Origin of the sequence: Sneathiella sp. (assembly GCF_029233945.1) — a bacterium.
Taxonomy (GTDB): Bacteria; Pseudomonadota; Alphaproteobacteria; order Sneathiellales; family Sneathiellaceae; genus Sneathiella.
This window is the reverse complement of sequence record NZ_JARGOQ010000001.1, coordinates 72,195-89,243: the sequence shown is the minus strand read 5'-3', so window position 1 is coordinate 89,243 and position 17,049 is coordinate 72,195. Positions and strand designations below refer to the sequence as shown.

At 54.3% G+C, this 17,049-nt stretch carries 17 protein-coding genes; 11 read left to right on the top strand and 6 right to left on the bottom strand.

Going from position 1 to position 17,049, the window contains the following annotated elements; genetic code table 11:
• Nucleotides 1–80 precede the first annotated feature (80 nt).
• Nucleotides 81–1,082 (bottom strand): methylmalonyl Co-A mutase-associated GTPase MeaB, encoded by a 1,002-nt coding sequence (gene meaB / locus P1U71_RS00455; RefSeq protein ID WP_367281085.1) that lies wholly within the window; start codon nt 1,080–1,082, stop codon nt 81–83.
• A 101-nt stretch (nt 1,083–1,183) separates the two neighbouring features.
• Between meaB and P1U71_RS00450 the strand changes: the two genes are divergently transcribed.
• Both P1U71_RS00450 and cdd read left to right on the top strand, forming a co-directional pair.
• Nucleotides 1,184–2,188 (top strand): proline racemase family protein, encoded by a 1,005-nt coding sequence (locus P1U71_RS00450; RefSeq protein WP_301103571.1) that lies wholly within the window; start codon nt 1,184–1,186, stop codon nt 2,186–2,188.
• A gap of 23 nt (nt 2,189–2,211) precedes the next feature.
• Complete coding sequence (gene cdd / locus P1U71_RS00445; protein ID WP_301103570.1) at nt 2,212–2,610, top strand: cytidine deaminase; 399 nt, start codon at nt 2,212–2,214, stop codon at nt 2,608–2,610.
• Between the two features lies 1 nt (nt 2,611).
• On the opposite strand, the gene queF is transcribed toward cdd, so the two are convergent.
• The 3 genes from queF to scpA form a co-directional block, all read right to left on the bottom strand.
• On the bottom strand, nt 2,612–3,076 hold the full coding sequence (gene queF, locus P1U71_RS00440) for a preQ(1) synthase (protein WP_301103569.1): 465 nt from the start codon (nt 3,074–3,076) through the stop codon (nt 2,612–2,614).
• A complete protein-coding gene (locus tag P1U71_RS00435; protein WP_301103568.1) occupies nt 3,077–4,111 on the bottom strand; it encodes a histone deacetylase family protein in 1,035 nt (344 codons plus the stop codon).
• A 61-nt stretch (nt 4,112–4,172) separates the two neighbouring features.
• Nucleotides 4,173–6,323: a methylmalonyl-CoA mutase gene (gene scpA, locus P1U71_RS00430; protein WP_301103567.1), complete on the bottom strand. Its 2,151-nt coding sequence runs from the start codon at nt 6,321–6,323 to the stop codon at nt 4,173–4,175.
• A gap of 332 nt (nt 6,324–6,655) precedes the next feature.
• On the opposite strand from scpA, the gene P1U71_RS00425 reads away from it, so the two are divergent.
• The 9 genes from P1U71_RS00425 (at nt 6,656) to P1U71_RS00385 (ending at nt 14,580) form a co-directional block, all read left to right on the top strand.
• The gene (locus P1U71_RS00425) at nt 6,656–9,607 is read left to right on the top strand and encodes a helicase-related protein (protein WP_301103566.1); all 2,952 of its coding nucleotides are present in this window, start codon (nt 6,656–6,658) and stop codon (nt 9,605–9,607) included.
• 3 nt (nt 9,608–9,610) lie between these two features.
• Nucleotides 9,611–10,021 carry an RNA-binding S4 domain-containing protein gene (locus P1U71_RS00420; protein ID WP_301103565.1) on the top strand — a complete coding sequence of 137 codons (411 nt, stop codon included), beginning with the start codon at nt 9,611–9,613 and terminating at the stop codon, nt 10,019–10,021.
• A 27-nt stretch (nt 10,022–10,048) separates the two neighbouring features.
• Nucleotides 10,049–10,540 (top strand): hypothetical protein, encoded by a 492-nt coding sequence (locus P1U71_RS00415; protein ID WP_301103564.1) that lies wholly within the window; start codon nt 10,049–10,051, stop codon nt 10,538–10,540.
• Nucleotides 10,541–10,566: 26 nt separating this feature from the next.
• The gene (locus P1U71_RS00410) at nt 10,567–11,256 is read left to right on the top strand and encodes a fumarylacetoacetate hydrolase family protein (protein ID WP_301103563.1); all 690 of its coding nucleotides are present in this window, start codon (nt 10,567–10,569) and stop codon (nt 11,254–11,256) included.
• An 84-nt stretch (nt 11,257–11,340) separates the two neighbouring features.
• Nucleotides 11,341–11,700 (top strand): hypothetical protein, encoded by a 360-nt coding sequence (locus P1U71_RS00405; protein WP_301103562.1) that lies wholly within the window; start codon nt 11,341–11,343, stop codon nt 11,698–11,700.
• Nucleotides 11,701–12,011: 311 nt separating this feature from the next.
• A complete protein-coding gene (locus P1U71_RS00400; protein WP_301103561.1) occupies nt 12,012–12,737 on the top strand; it encodes a hypothetical protein in 726 nt (241 codons plus the stop codon).
• A 74-nt stretch (nt 12,738–12,811) separates the two neighbouring features.
• A complete protein-coding gene (locus P1U71_RS00395; RefSeq protein WP_301103560.1) occupies nt 12,812–13,501 on the top strand; it encodes a glutathione S-transferase in 690 nt (229 codons plus the stop codon).
• Nucleotides 13,491–13,988 (top strand): DUF1643 domain-containing protein, encoded by a 498-nt coding sequence (locus P1U71_RS00390; protein ID WP_301103559.1) that lies wholly within the window; start codon nt 13,491–13,493, stop codon nt 13,986–13,988. The genes P1U71_RS00395 and P1U71_RS00390 overlap by 11 nt, the downstream gene beginning before the upstream one ends.
• A gap of 13 nt (nt 13,989–14,001) precedes the next feature.
• Nucleotides 14,002–14,580, top strand: coding sequence for a thymidine kinase (locus P1U71_RS00385; RefSeq protein WP_301103558.1), 579 nt, complete (start codon nt 14,002–14,004; stop codon nt 14,578–14,580).
• 54 nt (nt 14,581–14,634) lie between these two features.
• Here P1U71_RS00385 and P1U71_RS00380 read toward each other — a convergent pair whose 3' ends face one another.
• Both P1U71_RS00380 and P1U71_RS00375 read right to left on the bottom strand, forming a co-directional pair.
• Nucleotides 14,635–15,771 (bottom strand): acyl-CoA dehydrogenase family protein, encoded by a 1,137-nt coding sequence (locus P1U71_RS00380; RefSeq protein WP_301103557.1) that lies wholly within the window; start codon nt 15,769–15,771, stop codon nt 14,635–14,637.
• A gap of 13 nt (nt 15,772–15,784) precedes the next feature.
• Nucleotides 15,785–16,981, bottom strand: coding sequence for an acyl-CoA dehydrogenase family protein (locus P1U71_RS00375; protein ID WP_301103556.1), 1,197 nt, complete (start codon nt 16,979–16,981; stop codon nt 15,785–15,787).
• Nucleotides 16,982–17,049 lie beyond the last annotated feature (68 nt).

Below are 17,049 nucleotides of genomic sequence, written 5' to 3'. Positions count from 1 at the left end.
GCCGGCGCAGAACGCCGGACGTGAGGACGCTATTTAAGGAATGAAGGCCCATCCGTCAAGCATATTAGGCGGTTATCGCGCTATTTTCCTAAAAAGATTTCCAAGAGCTTCTCTGCGGCGGTTGTCGGCGCTATTTGTGCCGTCCTTACATCCGCTTCCATCTTTTTGATGCGTGCCGCCACGGCCTTATGGCCCTTGAAACGTGCCATCAGGGAATCACCGAGTTCCGACCACATCCAGGCAACGGACTGCTCCCGGCGCTGTTCAGCAAGCTCTGTATTGGCGCCACGCGCCTCTCGATAGTTTGCGATTGTCTCCCAGAGCTTGTCGATCCCGATCTTATTGAGCGCAGAAACCATCAGAACCTTCGGCTTCCAGTTCGCGCTTTTCGGTCGCATCAGGCCAATAGCACCCTTGTACTCCGCTGCGGCTCTTGATGCTGACGCTTTCAGGTCCCCGTCCGCCTTGTTGATGACGACGATATCCGCGAGTTCCATCACGCCACGCTTAATGCCCTGAAGCTCATCCCCACCCGCCGGGGCGAGAAGGAGGAGGAACACATCGACCATTTCCGCCACGGTAGTTTCCGATTGACCCACCCCAACCGTCTCGATCAGGATGACATCAAATCCTGCCGCTTCGGTCAGCAGCATGGCCTCCCGTGTACGCCGTGCAACACCGCCGAGCGACCCACCGGACGGAGAGGGGCGAATAAAAGCATTCGGGTCGCGGACTAACTCTTCCATCCGTGTTTTATCCCCAAGGATGGATCCCCCGCTCCGCTGCGAAGACGGATCGACGGTCAGCACCGCGACTTTATGTCCTTCTCCGGTCAGAAGCTTGCCGAAAGCCTCAATGAAGGTGGATTTCCCGACGCCCGGCGTGCCGGAGATACCAACACGAATGGAATTACCGGTGGACGGAAGAATCAAATTAAGGAGCGCTTGCGCAGTTGCTCGGTGATCATCCCGCAACGACTCCACGAGCGTGATGGCCCGCGCAAGTGCCCGGCGATCGCCCTGTCGCAGTTTCTCGGCGATTCTCTCAGCATCCGCTGACGTTTTTCTGCTCATTTCATTCATAGCCTTCGGTATGGGAAAATCCTGCGGCTTCGTCAAGTCAATTGAAAGCACTATCGGAATTAAACAGAAGACCCTATTCTGGACATAAGAGTGGGGAAAGAATGATCAGCAGTATCCAGACAGTCGAGATGCATACCGGCGGGGAACCTCTTCGCATCATCACCGATGGCGTACCGGTGCCCGAAGGGCATACCCTGCTTGAAAAGCGAGCCTATCTTCGCGACCATGCGGATCAGTACCGGCGATTTTTGATGTTTGAGCCACGCGGCCATAAGGACATGTATGGCGCACTGCTGGTGCCGCCGGATCATCCAGAGGCCGACCTTGCCGTCATCTTCATGCATAATGAGGGATACAGCACCATGTGCGGTCATGCGATCATGGCGCTTGGCCGCTATGCGCTCGACTATGGCCTGATCGTGAAGGAAGACGGAGAAACGCCGGTCAATATCCAGTGCCCCTGCGGCCTCGTGCGCGCCTATGTCGCGACCGAAAATGGCGTAACCGGCGCCGTCCGATTTGAGAGTGTACCTGCCTTCGCCTATAAACTCAGCCAATTTGTCGAGACACGCGACTATGGCCCGGTTGAGCTCGATATCGGATATGGGGGCGCATTTTACGCCATTCTGGATGCCGCAACCCTTGGCCTTGATGTGCGAACGGCACGCACCCGTGATCTGGTGATGGCGGCAACGCATATCTCCGATGTAGTAAAGGCACAAATTCCGACCCCCCATCCGGAAGAGGAAGACCTCGGCTATCTCTATGGCACCATTCTCACCGATGGCAATACTGGCCGCTCGGGTACGCCCAGCGCAAATATCTGCGTCTTTGCCGATGAGCAGGTGGACCGGAGCCCGACCGGATCGGGTGTCACGGCACGCATGGCCCTTGCCGCCGCCCGAAAGGAAGTCAAATCCGGAGAGGCCTGCCAGTTCGAGAGCGTGACAGGTGCCATCTTCAACGGGAAAATCGCGAGTGAGACAAAAGTGGGGCCCCATGATGCCGTGACGGTTGAGGTCGCGGGCCACGCCCATTATTCTGGCACAGCGGAGTTCACCTTCGAGGATGGCGATCCGCTCAGCGGTGGGTTTCTCCTTCGATAGTCTGGCAAAGGAAATAAAGGGTTATGGATAAAGCTGATCTGAAAGCCGAGGCGGACAAGGCACTTGAAAAGGCCTATTCCCCCTATTCCAACTTCAAGGTCGGAGCCGCCATCCTGACAGAATCAGGCAATCTCTATACGGGCTGCAATGTCGAAAATGTCTCCTACGGTCTCACCATCTGCGCGGAACGCACCGCCATTACCCAAGCCGTGGCGAAAGAGGGACCGGGCATGAAACTCCGCGAGGTGTTCGTTGCCAACCGCAATGAAAATGGCGTCTCCATCCCCTGCTCTCCCTGCGGGGCCTGCCGCCAGTTTATCGCCGAATTCGCAACACAAGAGACCCGCGTTCATTACGCAGGCAAAAGCGGAGACGTCACCAAATCGGTGAGCGACCTCCTCCCTGACGGATTTACTTTCTAAATTATCCGCGCCCGCGATAGGTCGGCACGCCTTGATCGGGAAGCCAGACATCGGCAAGCGGTGCGCCCGTCTGCCAGAAAACATCGATCGGGATGCCGCCGCGCGGATACCAGTATCCTCCGATCCGAAGCCAGCGCGGCGCAAGAAGATCGACAAGGCGCTTCCCGATCATGACTGTGCAGTCCTCATGAAAGGCGCCATGATTTCGAAAGGACGTCAGGAAAAGTTTCAGTGATTTCGATTCCACCAGCCATTGATCCGGCACATAGTCGATCACCAGATGAGCAAAATCCGGCTGCCCTGTCATCGGGCAGAGGGATGTAAATTCCGGCGCGGTAAAGCGGACGAGATAGTTTACATCCGCCTGTCCGTTCGGAACCCGCTCCAGCACCGCTTCCTCCGGGCTCTGTGGCTGCTCGACATCCTTACCTAGCTGAGTGAGGCCGCTGACATCCGTTCCGGTCATTTACCGCGCTCCTTCAAAACCGGCGATAAAGCTTGTGATATTTGCGCCAAGGAAATCGCGGTTATAGCCCCCTTCCTGCACCAGAACCGTCGGCAAGTTTAGCTTCGCGATACGCGCCGCGATGCGCCCAAACCCCTCCGTCGTGATGGAAAGCCCGATCAACGGGTCCCCCTCAAACGCATCGAGCCCCAGCGCAATAAAGAGAACATCCGGCGCATAAGCGCGAAGTGCGGTCATCGCTTCCTCCAACCGGTGAAGAAATGCATCATCGGCGCTTTCCGGTGCGAGCGGCAGGTTGAGGTTATACCCCTCACCCGCGCCTGTGCCGCGCTCATGCGCATAGCCAGCGAAAAAGGGATAGAAATCGGTCGGGTCGCAATGCATTGATATTGTAAAGACATCCGCGCGGTCATAGAAAATGCCCTGCGTGCCATTGCCATGATGCACATCCACATCCAAAATTGCGACACGGTTCACCGTCCGGCGGGCATAGTCGGCCGCAATCGCGATATTGTTGAGAAAACAAAAACCACCCGCCTGATCCTTGAAGGCGTGATGCCCCGGTGGACGGCAAAGCGCATAGGCCGAGAGGTTGCCTTTCAGATTGGACAGCACATAATCCGTTGCCGTCAATGCAACATTGTTGGAGGCAACGGAGGCCTCCCATGTGGTCGGGCCGACGGGCGCGGAAATATCGGTTGTATAGAAACCAACCTCACCGATAAGCCCTTTCGGCATGGAGGACATATAGCGCCCCGGGTGAATATTGGGGAGCACTTCCTCCCCGCCCATTCCACCGGCATGCCAACGCTCGTGAATCGTTTCGAGAAAATAGAGATAGCCCGGTGTATGCACCGCCGCGCGCGGGGATGGGCCAAAATCCTCTGGTGCTACAATTTCGTGCCCCGCGCTCTTCAGTCCCGCGACCAGTGCTTCCGCCCGGCCCGGCACTTCCTGCGGCTCGTGAAACGCCCCGCCCTTAAAATATGTTTTCGGATCATGCTTGGCATGATCGGGGCTATAGACGATTTTCATAAATGGCTCCCTGCCCTGTTGTAATAGCGGTTACATCTTACAACACCAGGCAGGAAACAGGTCAAGCCGCCTTGCGATTTTTGCGGATCAATTCGAGCACTTCCGCTGCGGCCTTTGGAATATTGGTTCCAGGGCCATAAATGGCGGCGACGCCCGCGTTATAAAGTGCGTCATAATCCTGCGCCGGGATAACCCCGCCACAGACGACAAGGATATCTTCCGCACCCTGTTTCTTGAGTTCGTCGATGATTTGCGGGACGAGTGTTTTATGCCCAGCTGCCTGAGATGAAATGCCGATGACATGGACATCGCTTTCGATGGCGTCTTGCGCAGCTTCCGCCGGTGTTTGGAAAAGCGGGCCGACATCAACGTCAAAGCCGATATCGGCGAAGGCCGTAGCGATTACCTTGGCACCGCGGTCATGACCATCCTGCCCAAGCTTGACGACCAGCATGCGCGGGCGGCGTCCCTCTTCGCGGGCGAAATCTTCGATATCCTTGCTGATTTTCATAAAGCCCTCATCTCCCTCATAAGCCGCGCCATACACGCCGGAGATAGAGCGGATCTCGGCGCGATGGCGAGTGAACACCTTTTCCATGGCATCGGAAATCTCGCCAACGGTGGCTCGTGTCCGAGCGGCATTTACACAAAGCTCCAGCAAATTTTCAGTGCCTTCCGCCCCTTTTGTCAGAGCCTCCAGCGCAGCAGTGCAAGCCGCCTCATCCCGGGTACTCCGGATTTTTTCAAGCCGGGCGACCTGCTGACGAAGCACCTCTGTGTTATCGACGTCGAGAATTTCAATATTACTGTCGTCTTTGTCGATCCGGTATTTGTTGACACCGACGATGACTTCTTCGCCGCGATCGATGCGGGCCTGACGGCGAGCAGCGGATTCCTCAATCCTGAGCTTTGGCATCCCGCTTTCGACGGCCTTGGTCATGCCGCCCATTTCCTCGACTTCCTCGATCAGCTTCCAGGCTTCCGCCGCGATGGAATTGGTCAGGCTTTCCACATAGTAACTGCCACCAAGCGGATCGATCACATTCGGAATGCCGGTTTCTTCAGCGAGGATCAACTGCGTGTTTCGAGCGATACGGGCAGAGAAATCCGTCGGAAGTGCAATCGCCTCATCAAGCGCATTTGTATGCAGGCTCTGCGTGCCGCCAAGAACGGCGGCCATGGCTTCATATGCCGTGCGGATAACGTTGTTGTAGGGGTCCTGCTCCGTCAGGCTGACACCGGACGTCTGGCAATGGGTGCGCAGCATCAGGGAGCTTTGATTCTGTGGTTCAAACTCCTTGATCATTTTCGCCCAGAGCATTCTTGCCGCGCGCAGCTTGGCAATCTCCATGAAGAAATTCATGCCAATGGCGAAGAAAAAGCTGAGGCGCGGCGCGAAATCATCAATTTTAAGGCCCGACGCCATGGCGGCCCGCGCATACTCCGACCCGTCGGCAAGAGTGAAGGCGAGTTCCTGCACCTGTGTCGCGCCAGCCTCCTGCATGTGATAGCCGGAGATGGAGATTGAATTAAAGCGCGGCATCTTGGCGGAAGTATAGCCGATAATATCCCCGATGATCCGCATGCTTGGTGCGGGCGGATAGATATAGGTGTTGCGAACCATAAATTCTTTCAGGATATCATTCTGGATCGTGCCGGAAAGCTGCTCCGGCTTTACGCCCTGCTCTTCCGCAGCGACGATATAGTTCGCCAAAATCGGCAGGACCGCACCATTCATGGTCATGGAGACGGACATCTGATCGAGCGGGATGCTATCGAACAGGATTTTCATATCTTCTACGCTGTCGATGGCTACACCAGCCTTGCCAACATCGCCAACAACGCGCGGATGATCCGAATCATAGCCGCGATGAGTGGCTAGGTCGAAGGCGACGGAGAGCCCCTTCTGGCCGGCGGCAAGGTTACGGCGATAGAAGGCGTTTGATTCTTCAGCGGTTGAAAAGCCGGCATATTGGCGGATCGTCCAAGGGCGATTGGGATACATGGTTGCGCGAACACCACGTTGGAACGGCGCGACACCCGGAAGAGCGCCATCAAGCTCCATCCCCTCGAGATCGGCGGCCGTATAAAGTGGCTTTACTTTGATGCCTTCTGGAGTTTCCCAGTTCAGTTCATCCAGCTTGCGGCCGCGAAGTTCCTTCTCCGACAGCTTTTCCCAGTCCTGAAATGTTTGTTTTGGAAAATCGCCCATAATTTTTATCCTTTTTATCCCGCCACACAATAAGCCGGCACTCAATCGACAGCCTATTCAGGCCGGGAGCTATATCATAGAATTATAAAAACACCAAACGAGCGTTAGCTTTAGGTGCAACCCAACCTTATTATGACGCATCGAAATAAGTTTTTCTTTTCCCAATAATGCGAATTTCTGCCCGGAAGGCGAGACATTTTTGACATAATGCCTACATATAAAATGCCCTTAGAAATGCCGTGCTGTGAAAGATTTTCCTGTCCTCGGCAGGATGGCTGCGTATAAAATAAGTATGAGGACATTATCCGCCTCACCCAAAGATCAGGTTTGCAATGCGCCCTACTTCCCCCAGCAACTTTAAAACAGGTCAGGTAACTGCCATTCTGGGCCCTACGAATACCGGCAAGACGCATCTCGCGGTAGAACGGATGATGGGCCATGCGGACGGTGTCATCGGCCTTCCCTTAAGATTGCTGGCACGGGAGGTTTATGAACGAGTTGTCGCCCAAAAAGGTGCGGCAAATGTGGCTCTCGTCACCGGGGAAGAGAAGATCATCCCGCCGCAGGCCGCCTATTTTATCTGCACCGTTGAGGCCATGCCGCTTGATCGTGGTTTTGAATTTCTTGCTGTGGATGAGATCCAGCTCGCTGAGGATCCGGAGCGCGGTCATATCTTCACGGACCGGCTGCTCTATGCGCGGGGTCGCGAGGAAACCCTCTTCTTGGGAGCCGAGACAATCCGGCCCTGGATCAAGCGGTTGATCCCGGAGGCGTCCTATATTTCGCGACCTCGCTTTTCGAAGCTGATTTACCGGGGTGCGAAGAAGATATCACGCCTGCGGCCCCGCACCGCGATTGTCGCTTTTTCCTCCAACGATGTATACGCCATTGCCGAGATGGTCCGGCGTCAGCGCGGCGGCGCCGCCGTCGTGATGGGTAGCCTCTCGCCCCGCACACGCAATGCGCAAGTAGAACTCTACCAATCGGGCGATGTGGATTATCTGGTGGCAACCGATGCCATCGGCATGGGCCTCAATATGGATATCGATCATGTCGCCTTTGCAGGCACGGTCAAATATGACGGGGCTTTGTCCCGCCGCCTTCGCCCGGCGGAGTTTGCCCAGATTGCCGGCCGCGCCGGGCGTCATATGAACAGCGGGAGCTTTGGTACCACCGTTAATGTCGAGCCATTGGAAGACGATCTGATCGAAAAAATTGAAAGTCATAATTTCGACGCGGTTCGTCAGATACGATGGCGCAATCTGGATCTTGAATTCACGACGTCCCGCGACCTTTTAAGATCGCTTGAAATGCTCCCCGGGATTGACGGGATGGTCTCGCCGCGGGAACCGGATGATTATAATGCGTTCAAGACGCTGATCAGGGATGAGGAGGTACGACACCATTCACAATCCATGCCTGGCGTCCGTCAGTTATGGCAGGTCTGCCAGGTGCCGGATTTTCGCAAGACGATGCATGATGTCCATGTTCGTCTCCTGCGGGAGATATTTCTGCATTTGCAGGGGCCAACCGGAAAACTCCCTCCAGACTGGGTTTCCGGACACCTGAAAAGCCTGGAGAAAATCGATGGTGATATAGACACACTTGCAACACGTATTGCTCATACGCGCACTTGGACGTATATTTCCCATGTTTCCGATTGGATGGACGATTATAGATACTGGCAGGAAACGGCGAGAAACATTGAAGATAAATTGTCGGACGCTCTGCATGAGCGGCTGACGCAAAGATTTGTAGACAGACGCACCGCGATGTTGGTGCGAAAACTGAAAGACCGAAGTCAATTGGAAGCACAGATTAGCGAGACCGGGGAAGTCCATGTTGAAGGGCATTTTCTGGGCACCCTCTCAGGTTTGAGATTTAACGCCGATACCAGCCTGAATAGCACCGAAGCCAGAACTCTCCGAAATATCGGGAACAAGGCCGTCGCAGCAGAGATTGCAGCGCGAGCCGCACAGCTTGCCGCGGCGCAAGATGCAGACATTACTCTTGATCCAGATGGCAAGCTGATTTGGCAGGAGACCCAGGTCGCGAGCCTTGCCAAGGGTGATACGGTGTTGAAACCGCGCGTCCAACTGCTCGCCAGTGAACAATTGAATGGCAGCGCGCAGGACGCGGTTTCCAAGCGGCTGAGCGACTGGATTACGGCCCAAATCGAAAATCGACTGAAGCCTCTTGTGCAGCTTGAAACGCTGCCGCTTACCGGTGCGGCGCGCGGGATTGCCTTCCAGGTCAGCGAGAATCTGGGTGCCATGCCGCGCTATAAACTCGGTGATCAGATTCGCCTGCTAGAGAAGAAAGACTACGGCAGATTGAAATTCGGCGGCATTCGCGTGGGGTATGAACATGTCTTTATGCCGATCCTGCTAAAACCCGATCCAACGGCACTACGCTGCCTTCTATGGGCGATTTATCAGGAACGCGCCGAAATTCCGCCCGCCCCGCCCGCCGGTCGCGTGTCATTCGAAACCGATGGCAAGCTTCCCTGGACCTATTATCTAACGGCGGGCTACGCGGTTTATGACAAGCTGGCGGTTCGTGTGGATATGCTGGACCGGCTTGCCGGGCTGCTGCGCCGAGCATCCCGCGGCCTGCTTGAAGAGGCCGACCCGACAAAGAATAAGGCCCAAGAGGGCGATAATGCGACACCAACTTCGCAGGAAGGTACCCCTTCTGAAACAACAGTCGCAGTTGAGGGCGATGCAGACAAGACAGAAGAACCTATAGAGAAAACGACAACTGAGGAGTCATCCCCTCCTCCCGCGTCGGAACCACCCGCAGAAGAGGCCCAAGCTGCTCCTGAAGCATCTGAAGCGCCAAGTAAAGCGCCAGAGCCGGATGCTCCGGCGGAAGCCACTGCCGAAGAACAGACATCCACCCCTGAAACGCCTCGGGAAGAAAAACCAGTCGCGGTCGATACGATGGACCAGAAGAAAAAGGACCTGCCACGCAATCTCCCCTTCAAACCGACCCATGAGATGCTCTCACTCGTCGGAACCACGCGGGAGCAATTCTCGCTCATCCTCGATAAGCTTGGCTATGTGGCTGAGGGCGAGGGCGAGGACCTGACCTATCGCCGGAAATCCTTCAAAAAGAAAAAGAAGAGCCCGAAACAGGATCGCAAAGACAAGCCGAAAGTGCAGGAAAAAGGAGCCCAGAAGGCGGGTAACAAGCGCCCCGCACAGAAGCGACCGCAACCGAAGCCTAAGGAAATCGACCCGGATTCGCCCTTTGCGATCCTCAAGACGCTCGGTAAAAAGTAACGCATGATCGACAACGGAGGAACCGCAGCTGCCAGCATCCGTGTTGATAAATGGTTGTGGTTTGCCCGCTTCTTCAAAAGTCGCTCTTTGGCGGCAAAGCTCGTTCAGTCCCGAAAACTCCGTATCAACAGCGTGGTTGTCACGAAGGCGAGTTCATCGGTAAAGGCGGAAGATGTTCTTACCTTCGCGCAAGGAAAAAGCATTCGCGTGATCCGTATTCGCAATATCGGTGTCCGCCGAGGGCCCGCGCTGGAGGCACAAACCCTCTATGAGGACCTGGCGCCGCCTGAAAAGAAAACGCCGGATACGGACCCTGCTTCCGCCCCCGTGGCAAAACGGGATAGCGGTGCTGGAAGACCGACAAAAGCGGATCGACGGGCGCTTGACAAATTACGCTCAAACCCCGAGGAATGAGACAGATTCTTCGCAAAGGAAATAACGGTGACACGCCAGAACAATATTGCGCAATTTATCACAGCTTGGGATGCGGACGGCACGGGCTATTTCAAAATTGGTCGCGTCCAGTTGAACGAAACCAAGGACGCAAAAAAACTTGAAGCCGAAGCCAAAAGGGCTGCACGGGATATCGAGGCAGAAGTGATGTATGCCTGGGAACTTGGCAGTCCCAAAAGTGATGCTTGGTGGCTTGGCTGGGGCGGATATGACCTGGAAGAGGATATCCCGTTTTTCGCCGCCATGACGAAGGCCGAGGTTCAGGAGAAGATCAAAGGTTTCGATCCGAAGGACAATGAGTTTGAATGTGGCAGCCTGGATGAATACAAGGAAATTCTGTTCAACGCCTATGATGAGGAACTGACCGCCGATGAGCTGACACGCGGGTTTGAGGATTGGTTTAAAACGCTTGATGACACCGCCCAGAAAACGCTGCTCAAAGATCTCGAGGGCTGGCAGCGACATTCAGAAGAAAAATAACCCTTCATCAGGAAAGAGTTCCCCCTATGGCCTATGTATTTGACCCGATTGAAACGCCATCAGTTGCTGTAACGGGCACAGATCAACGCTTCCCGGTGAGGCGTATTTTCTGCGTTGGACGAAACTATGCGGAACATGCCCTTGAAATGGGAGGTGACCCCGACCGCGAACCGCCTTTTTTCTTTACAAAGCCCGCGGATGCCGTGGTTGAAAGCGGCACGACAATCCCCTTTCCTAAAAGCACGAATGATCTCCATCATGAAGTCGAACTGGTAGTCGCGATCGGAAAAGAAGGGGAGAACATCCCTGTAAAAAAGGCCCTGGATCATGTCTTTGGTTACGCCGTCGGGATCGATCTGACCCGCCGGGACCTCCAAAAGCAGGCGAAAGAAAAAGGGCGGCCTTGGGACAGCGGCAAGGCGTTTGATCAATCCGCCCCCTGCGGCGCGATTTCGCCCAGGTCCGAGATTGAAAACATTAGCACTGCAAAAATCTGGCTGACCGTGAATGAGGAGTCCCGCCAGTCCGCGACTATTGCTGACTTGATCTGGTCGATCGAAGAGGTGATTGCCGTCCTGTCCGAAGCCTTTATCCTGAAACCAGGCGACTTGATCTATACCGGCACACCAGCAGGCGTAGGTCCCCTTTTTTTGGGCGATCACGTCACCGGCCATGTCGACGGCCTGACTCCTATTGATGTCAAGCTAACGTCATAGTTCAACCGACGTTTCCTCAATAAAAGTATTTGACTAATTCGCGTGTCACGATACATGAGAAATAAAGCTTCCTAGAGGTGGATAATGCAGAACATTCGAAATTTGGCAGTGTGTGGAATAGCGGTTTTTGCCATTTCCTCCTGCACGGGCAACGAAGGATATCTTCAACAGAATATTGCAGCCTTTGGACCTGAAGATTGCGAACCCGTCGTCGAGCAACAGATTGACAGGTTGAAAATTGATCGGAGCAAAATTACGAGGATCGACTATCTGACCTATTACATATCGGAAAGTGAATCTGGCGAAACATACAATTTCCAGGGCTGGCTCGACTTCAATAATTGTAAGGGTAATTTTGTTGTGGATATGAACAGATCCTGTCAGATCGAACGGACCTATCCGACCGGCAATTGCCGAATGGAAGATATCGTCGCCCAGCAGTGACCCTGTCTCTTCAATCTCGAAAGCCGATTCGTGTTAACCATAACCATATGAAAAAGCTGCATTTTTATGGCAAATATTCTAATTGGATAGAGAATATGGATGGATGCACAATCCGTTTTCAGACCATTTTTGAAATTTTCATTAAATTTTTTGTAAATTTACTGGAAATTAACCATAAATCTTAGTTTTTAGGTAGTTTTCGACCGAATTTCCCGTTAAAATGTCCAAAGTGATCCAAAACTGTCCTTGTCAGTTTTTAAAACCGGGATTGCAACCAATCATTCGAGAATGAGACGGGAAAAGCGCATCATATGAGTTTCGCTCGCCACAATCGTGGAAGGCCTCTCTTCAGCCAGTCCGACATCGTGTCGGCGCGGGAACGCGCGCTGCTTGCCGAAAATGGGCAATTGCGTGAGAGAAATGCCCGCCTGAAGAACGCGATGCTGACGCTCGTTGAACGGGTTGAGATGCAGTTGCCGTATCTCAAGGAAAACACGACGACATTTGAGCGGGCCAAAAACGGCAGCTCAAACCAGCATAAATCGAGCGAACGGGGCTATCGGGAACGGTCCCGGAGGTATCGATATTCTTCTCCTCCTAAAATGGAGATTTATGAATCCTTCGAGGAACCGATCGAGTTTGGCGACCCTGCCCCGCAAATGCGTTTTCGCGCGAATACTCCGCCCCGGCAGGAAAAGCCAACGGCAAGTTCGCCTCATCGGACCGAAAATACCTCTTCGGAGTATTTTATCTCCCCGGAGCTTGCGCCAGAAGAAATTGATATCCTGAAGTCTCCAACACGAGAGCGCCCTCGCAAGAGACCCGCTCAGCGTGAAACCGTTGATGTCGTCGATCTGCATCCCGCGAAAGACAGCAATGCCGACGCCGCCGAATGGTATGAAACCGGCCCCTCCAGCCAATCGGAGGTTCCGGCCTTTGAATTCCCGGAGGAAGAAGAGATTATCGATATCGACTTCGAACGCCGGGAAACGCTGCGCGCGGCGATGCGTCGACGAGTAAATCGCCTGCGCTGGTAAAATCCGACTAGTTTCGCTATTCTCCACGCCATTGCAATTGTATTCGTGGAAACTCCATTAGCAGAAATATTCACATGCCCCTTCCCGCCAATCGCCCAGAGGAAATTTCTCTGCCCGTTCTATACAGCTTCCGCCGCTGCCCCTATGCGATGCGGGCGCGTATGGCGATTGCCTGTTCGGGCGCGATTGTGGAGCTACGCGACATACTATTAAAAGACAAACCGGCGGAGATGATTACCGCCAGCCCAAAGGCAACAGTTCCCGTCCTCATGCTTGCGGACGGGGAGGTGCTGGAGGAAAGCCTGGATATCATGCTCTGGGCGCTTGCGCAAAACGATCCGGAAAGCTGGCTGCCAGAGGACAGAACCGCGCGGAAGGAAATCTTCGCCCTGATTGAGGAGAATGACGGCCCGTTCAAGTCCAGCCTTGATCGATATAAATATCATATCCGCTTTCCAGAGAAATTACGGGAGGATTACCGGGAGGAAGGAGAGGCATTCCTTAGAAAGCTTGAACAGAAATTATCAGACCGGCCCTTCCTGATGGCTGACAAGGTCACCTTGGCGGATATCGCGATTTTTCCCTTTGTTCGGCAGTTCGCAAATTCCGACATCACCTGGTTCAACGCGGCGCCCTACCCTCATTTACATCGCTGGATGGAGGGTTTTCTCTCCTCAGAGCGGTTCGCTTATATTATGAAAAAGCGGCCGATCTGGAGGCAAGGAACGGCGGGCGAATTATTTCCAGTTCCCGATGCAAGCTGAATTTTTTGGAGAGTCCGGGGCGGACTTCAGCCCCTGCAAAGCTTATAGATACCGGCTTTGGCGACGCTGGAATAACGGCCCGAGTGTCGCCTTCATCATGCTGAATCCCTCCACCGCCGATGAATTCCGCAACGACCCGACCATCGAGCGATGCCACCGCCGGGCCATCGATATGGGCTACGGCGCATTGGAGGTGGTGAATATTTTCGCCTACCGCGCGACGGACCCGAGGGAGCTTAGAAAACACGCGCATCCGATCGGCCCGGAGAATGACGCCGCCTTGCTGGCAACCGCAGGCAGCGCCGATATGGTCATCTGCGCCTGGGGTGGCCATGGGAGCCATAGGGGCCGTCATGAGGAGGTTCAACGCCTATTGAAGGCGCATGAGATTACGCCGCATGTCCTGTCGCTCACCCAGAAAGGACTGCCCGGCCACCCCCTCTATCTACCTTATTCACGGCACCCCGTCCCCTGGACGGATTTTTAGGATCAAGACTGTCATGGCAAAGCTTTACTTCAACTACTCCACCATGAACGCCGGTAAATCGACCACACTTCTGCAGTCGAGTTTCAACTATCAGGAACGGGGAATGCGGCCCTTTCTCTTTACCGCCGCACTTGATGACCGATATGGCGTCGGTAAGATTGCCTCCCGCATCGGCCTGCAGGCGGAGGCGAGCCTTTTCTCGACTGACACCGACCTTCTGAAAGTCATCGAGGGCGAGATTAAAATCCAACAGATCGATTGCGTGATGGTGGATGAAGCCCAGTTCCTGACCAAGGATCAAGTGTTCCAGCTTTCCGAAATAACGGACAAGCTCAAGATCCCGGTTCTCGCCTATGGCCTGCGCACGGATTTTCAGGGCAATCTTTTTGAGGGGAGCCAGTATCTCCTCGCCTGGGCGGATGAACTTCGGGAGCTGAAGACCATCTGTCATTGCGGCAAAAAAGCCACCATGGTGATCCGCGTGAATGAAGCGGGGCAGCCCGTCCGTGAAGGTGCACAAAAGGAAATCGGTGGCAATGATCGCTACGTCGCCCTCTGCCGCCTGCATTTCAAGGAGGCGGTTTACTCATAAAAAATGCCGGAACCCATTAGGCTCCGGCATTTATCTGCTGGGTTTCGCGTAACCTTATGAGGCCAGCGCGGCGTATTTCTTGAAGTGATAATCGGTGTTGCCGAACAGCATTTCAAGGGTCGTCAGGCGCTTGAAATAATGACCGATGGAATATTCATCGGTCATGCCCATGCCGCCATGCAGCTGGATTGATTGCTGGCCGACAAATTTTGCCGCCTGTCCCACTTGCGCCTTCGCGGCGGCAACCGCCTTGCGACGCTCTGTTTCATCATCAAGGCCCAGCTTCATCGCCAGCATATCGGACATGGATTTGGATTGTTCCGCCTCCATATACATATCAACCATGCGATGCTGCAACACCTGAAACTTCCCGATTGGCGTTCCGAACTGCTTGCGTTCCTTCATATACTCATTGGTGATATTATTCGCGGCCTGCATCGCCCCGACGGCTTCGGCGCAAAGCGCGGCAATGGCCTGATCGACAACCTTTTCGATAACCGGAAAGGCGCCACCTTCTTCACCAAGCAAAGCATCTGCGCCCACCGTGACATCCTCGAACTTGATATCGGCAGCGCGCTGACCGTCAATCGTGCGATAATCGCGGCGAGTCACACCGCTTGAATTATTATCGACGATAAAGAGGGAGATGCCGTTCTCATCACGGGAGTTGCCCCCGGTGCGGGCGGAAACGATAATCTTGTCCGCCGTCGTGCCATGATAGACAACCGCTTTGTGCCCGTTCAGCACATATCCATCGCCCGACTTGGTTGCCGTGGTTTCCACGTCATTCAAATCGAAACGCGATTGCGGTTCAGCATAGGCGAAGGCGAGCATCATGTTACCTTCGATGACTTCTGGAATAATTGCTTCGATCTGCGCCGAGCTTCCGGCTTCACTAACCAGTCCGCCACCGAGAATGACGGTGCTCAGAAACGGTTCCAGGACCAGCCCGCTTCCCATACTCTCCATCATGATCGCTGTTTCGATGGCCGTGCCGCCAAATCCGCCGACTTCTTCGGAGAACGGTAGGCCCAGCCAGCCAAGCTCCGCCATCTTCTTCCAGTGATCCTGGCTGAATCCAAGTTCCGTCTCCGCGAGTTTCGCGCGCGCCTCGGCTGAGTAGTTATCCTTCACGAACCGTTCGACACTGTCTTTGAGCATATTTTGCTCATCGGAAAGTTCAAAATCCATCTTATTGTTATCCTTATAATCCAAGAACCATTTTGGAGACGATATTGCGTTGAATTTCATTGCTGCCGCCGTAAATTGTGGCCGCACGCAGGTACAGATGCTCAGCCATCGGGCCATGCGCATAATCCGGCCCAACGGGAGCTTCGTTACGGCCCTCATAAGCACGTTCAGCCTCATAGGGCGCGCCATACATACCAAGAGATTCAACCAGCAGACCGGTCAGGCGCTGCTGAATTTCCGTTCCCTTGATTTTCAGGAGCGATGGTTCGGCCGAAAGCTGCTTGCCACTGGCAATCATCGAGAGATAGCGAAGCTCCGTATATTCCAGCGCCATCAGGTCAACTTCAATGCGCGTCAGCTTGTTAATGAAATCCGTATCTTCGGCAAGCGTAACTCCGCCGCAACGTTCCGCTTTTGCAATCTCCCGCAACCGTTCAACCTGCCGCTTGGAACGGGCGACACGGGCGATACCGGTCCGCTCATTCCCGAGCAGGAATTTGGCATAGGTCCAACCCTTATTTTCCTCACCGATACGATTGGCAACCGGTACCCGCACATCTTCGAAGAAGACTTCATTCAGGCTGTGTTCCTTATCAATCACGGTAATTGGCTTAACCGTGATACCCGGGGTCTTCATATCGATGAGGAGGAAGGAAATCCCTTCCTGCTGCTTGGCCGAGCTGTCGGTACGGACAAGGCAAAAAATCATGTCCGCATATTGCGCGTAGGAGGTCCAGATTTTCTGCCCGTTGACAATATAATCGTCCCCGTCACGAACCGCCTTCGTCTGGAGAGAAGCAAGGTCCGATCCCGAGCCCGGCTCTGAATAACCCTGGCACCACCAGTCATCAGAGTTAAGGATGCGCGGCAGATATTTATCTTTCTGCTCCTGATTGCCGAAGGTGTAAATAACCGGGCCAACCATGCTAACCCCGAACGGCGTCGCAATTGGAGCCGATGCATGCCCGAATTCTTGCGAAGCGATGTATTTCTGTGTGATGGTCCAGCCGGTACCACCATATTCCACGGGCCAGTTCGGTGCCATCCATCCTTTTCCGTTAAGAATTTTCTGCCATCTGACTTGTCCTTCCTTGGTCGGGTGCAGGCCACGGTCACTGCGATCCTTCACGTCCGCTGGCAAGTTAGCCGCGAGAAATTCCCTGACCTCATCGCGAAACGCCAAGTCTTCTTTACTAAATGATAAATCCATCGGGTTCTCCATTCTTGTCATGGGATTCTATGGGCCCATTTATGTCCCATGCTAGGACGGGTTTTTCT

What these genes read in the sequence shown, in the direction of transcription:
- meaB (WP_367281085.1), bottom strand. Translation starts at nt 1,082, where the DNA reads ATGAATGAAATGAGCAGAAAAACGTCAGCGGATGCTGAGAGAATCGCC.
- P1U71_RS00450 (WP_301103571.1), top strand. Translation starts at nt 1,184, where the DNA reads ATGATCAGCAGTATCCAGACAGTCGAGATGCATACCGGCGGGGAACCT.
- cdd (WP_301103570.1), top strand. Translation starts at nt 2,212, where the DNA reads ATGGATAAAGCTGATCTGAAAGCCGAGGCGGACAAGGCACTTGAAAAG.
- queF (WP_301103569.1), bottom strand. Translation starts at nt 3,076, where the DNA reads ATGACCGGAACGGATGTCAGCGGCCTCACTCAGCTAGGTAAGGATGTC.
- P1U71_RS00435 (WP_301103568.1), bottom strand. Translation starts at nt 4,111, where the DNA reads ATGAAAATCGTCTATAGCCCCGATCATGCCAAGCATGATCCGAAAACA.
- scpA (WP_301103567.1), bottom strand. Translation starts at nt 6,323, where the DNA reads ATGGGCGATTTTCCAAAACAAACATTTCAGGACTGGGAAAAGCTGTCG.
- P1U71_RS00425 (WP_301103566.1), top strand. Translation starts at nt 6,656, where the DNA reads ATGCGCCCTACTTCCCCCAGCAACTTTAAAACAGGTCAGGTAACTGCC.
- P1U71_RS00420 (WP_301103565.1), top strand. Translation starts at nt 9,611, where the DNA reads ATGATCGACAACGGAGGAACCGCAGCTGCCAGCATCCGTGTTGATAAA.
- P1U71_RS00410 (WP_301103563.1), top strand. Translation starts at nt 10,567, where the DNA reads ATGGCCTATGTATTTGACCCGATTGAAACGCCATCAGTTGCTGTAACG.
- P1U71_RS00405 (WP_301103562.1), top strand. Translation starts at nt 11,341, where the DNA reads ATGCAGAACATTCGAAATTTGGCAGTGTGTGGAATAGCGGTTTTTGCC.
- P1U71_RS00400 (WP_301103561.1), top strand. Translation starts at nt 12,012, where the DNA reads ATGAGTTTCGCTCGCCACAATCGTGGAAGGCCTCTCTTCAGCCAGTCC.
- P1U71_RS00395 (WP_301103560.1), top strand. Translation starts at nt 12,812, where the DNA reads ATGCCCCTTCCCGCCAATCGCCCAGAGGAAATTTCTCTGCCCGTTCTA.
- P1U71_RS00390 (WP_301103559.1), top strand. Translation starts at nt 13,491, where the DNA reads ATGCAAGCTGAATTTTTTGGAGAGTCCGGGGCGGACTTCAGCCCCTGC.
- P1U71_RS00385 (WP_301103558.1), top strand. Translation starts at nt 14,002, where the DNA reads ATGGCAAAGCTTTACTTCAACTACTCCACCATGAACGCCGGTAAATCG.
- P1U71_RS00380 (WP_301103557.1), bottom strand. Translation starts at nt 15,771, where the DNA reads ATGGATTTTGAACTTTCCGATGAGCAAAATATGCTCAAAGACAGTGTC.
- P1U71_RS00375 (WP_301103556.1), bottom strand. Translation starts at nt 16,981, where the DNA reads ATGGATTTATCATTTAGTAAAGAAGACTTGGCGTTTCGCGATGAGGTC.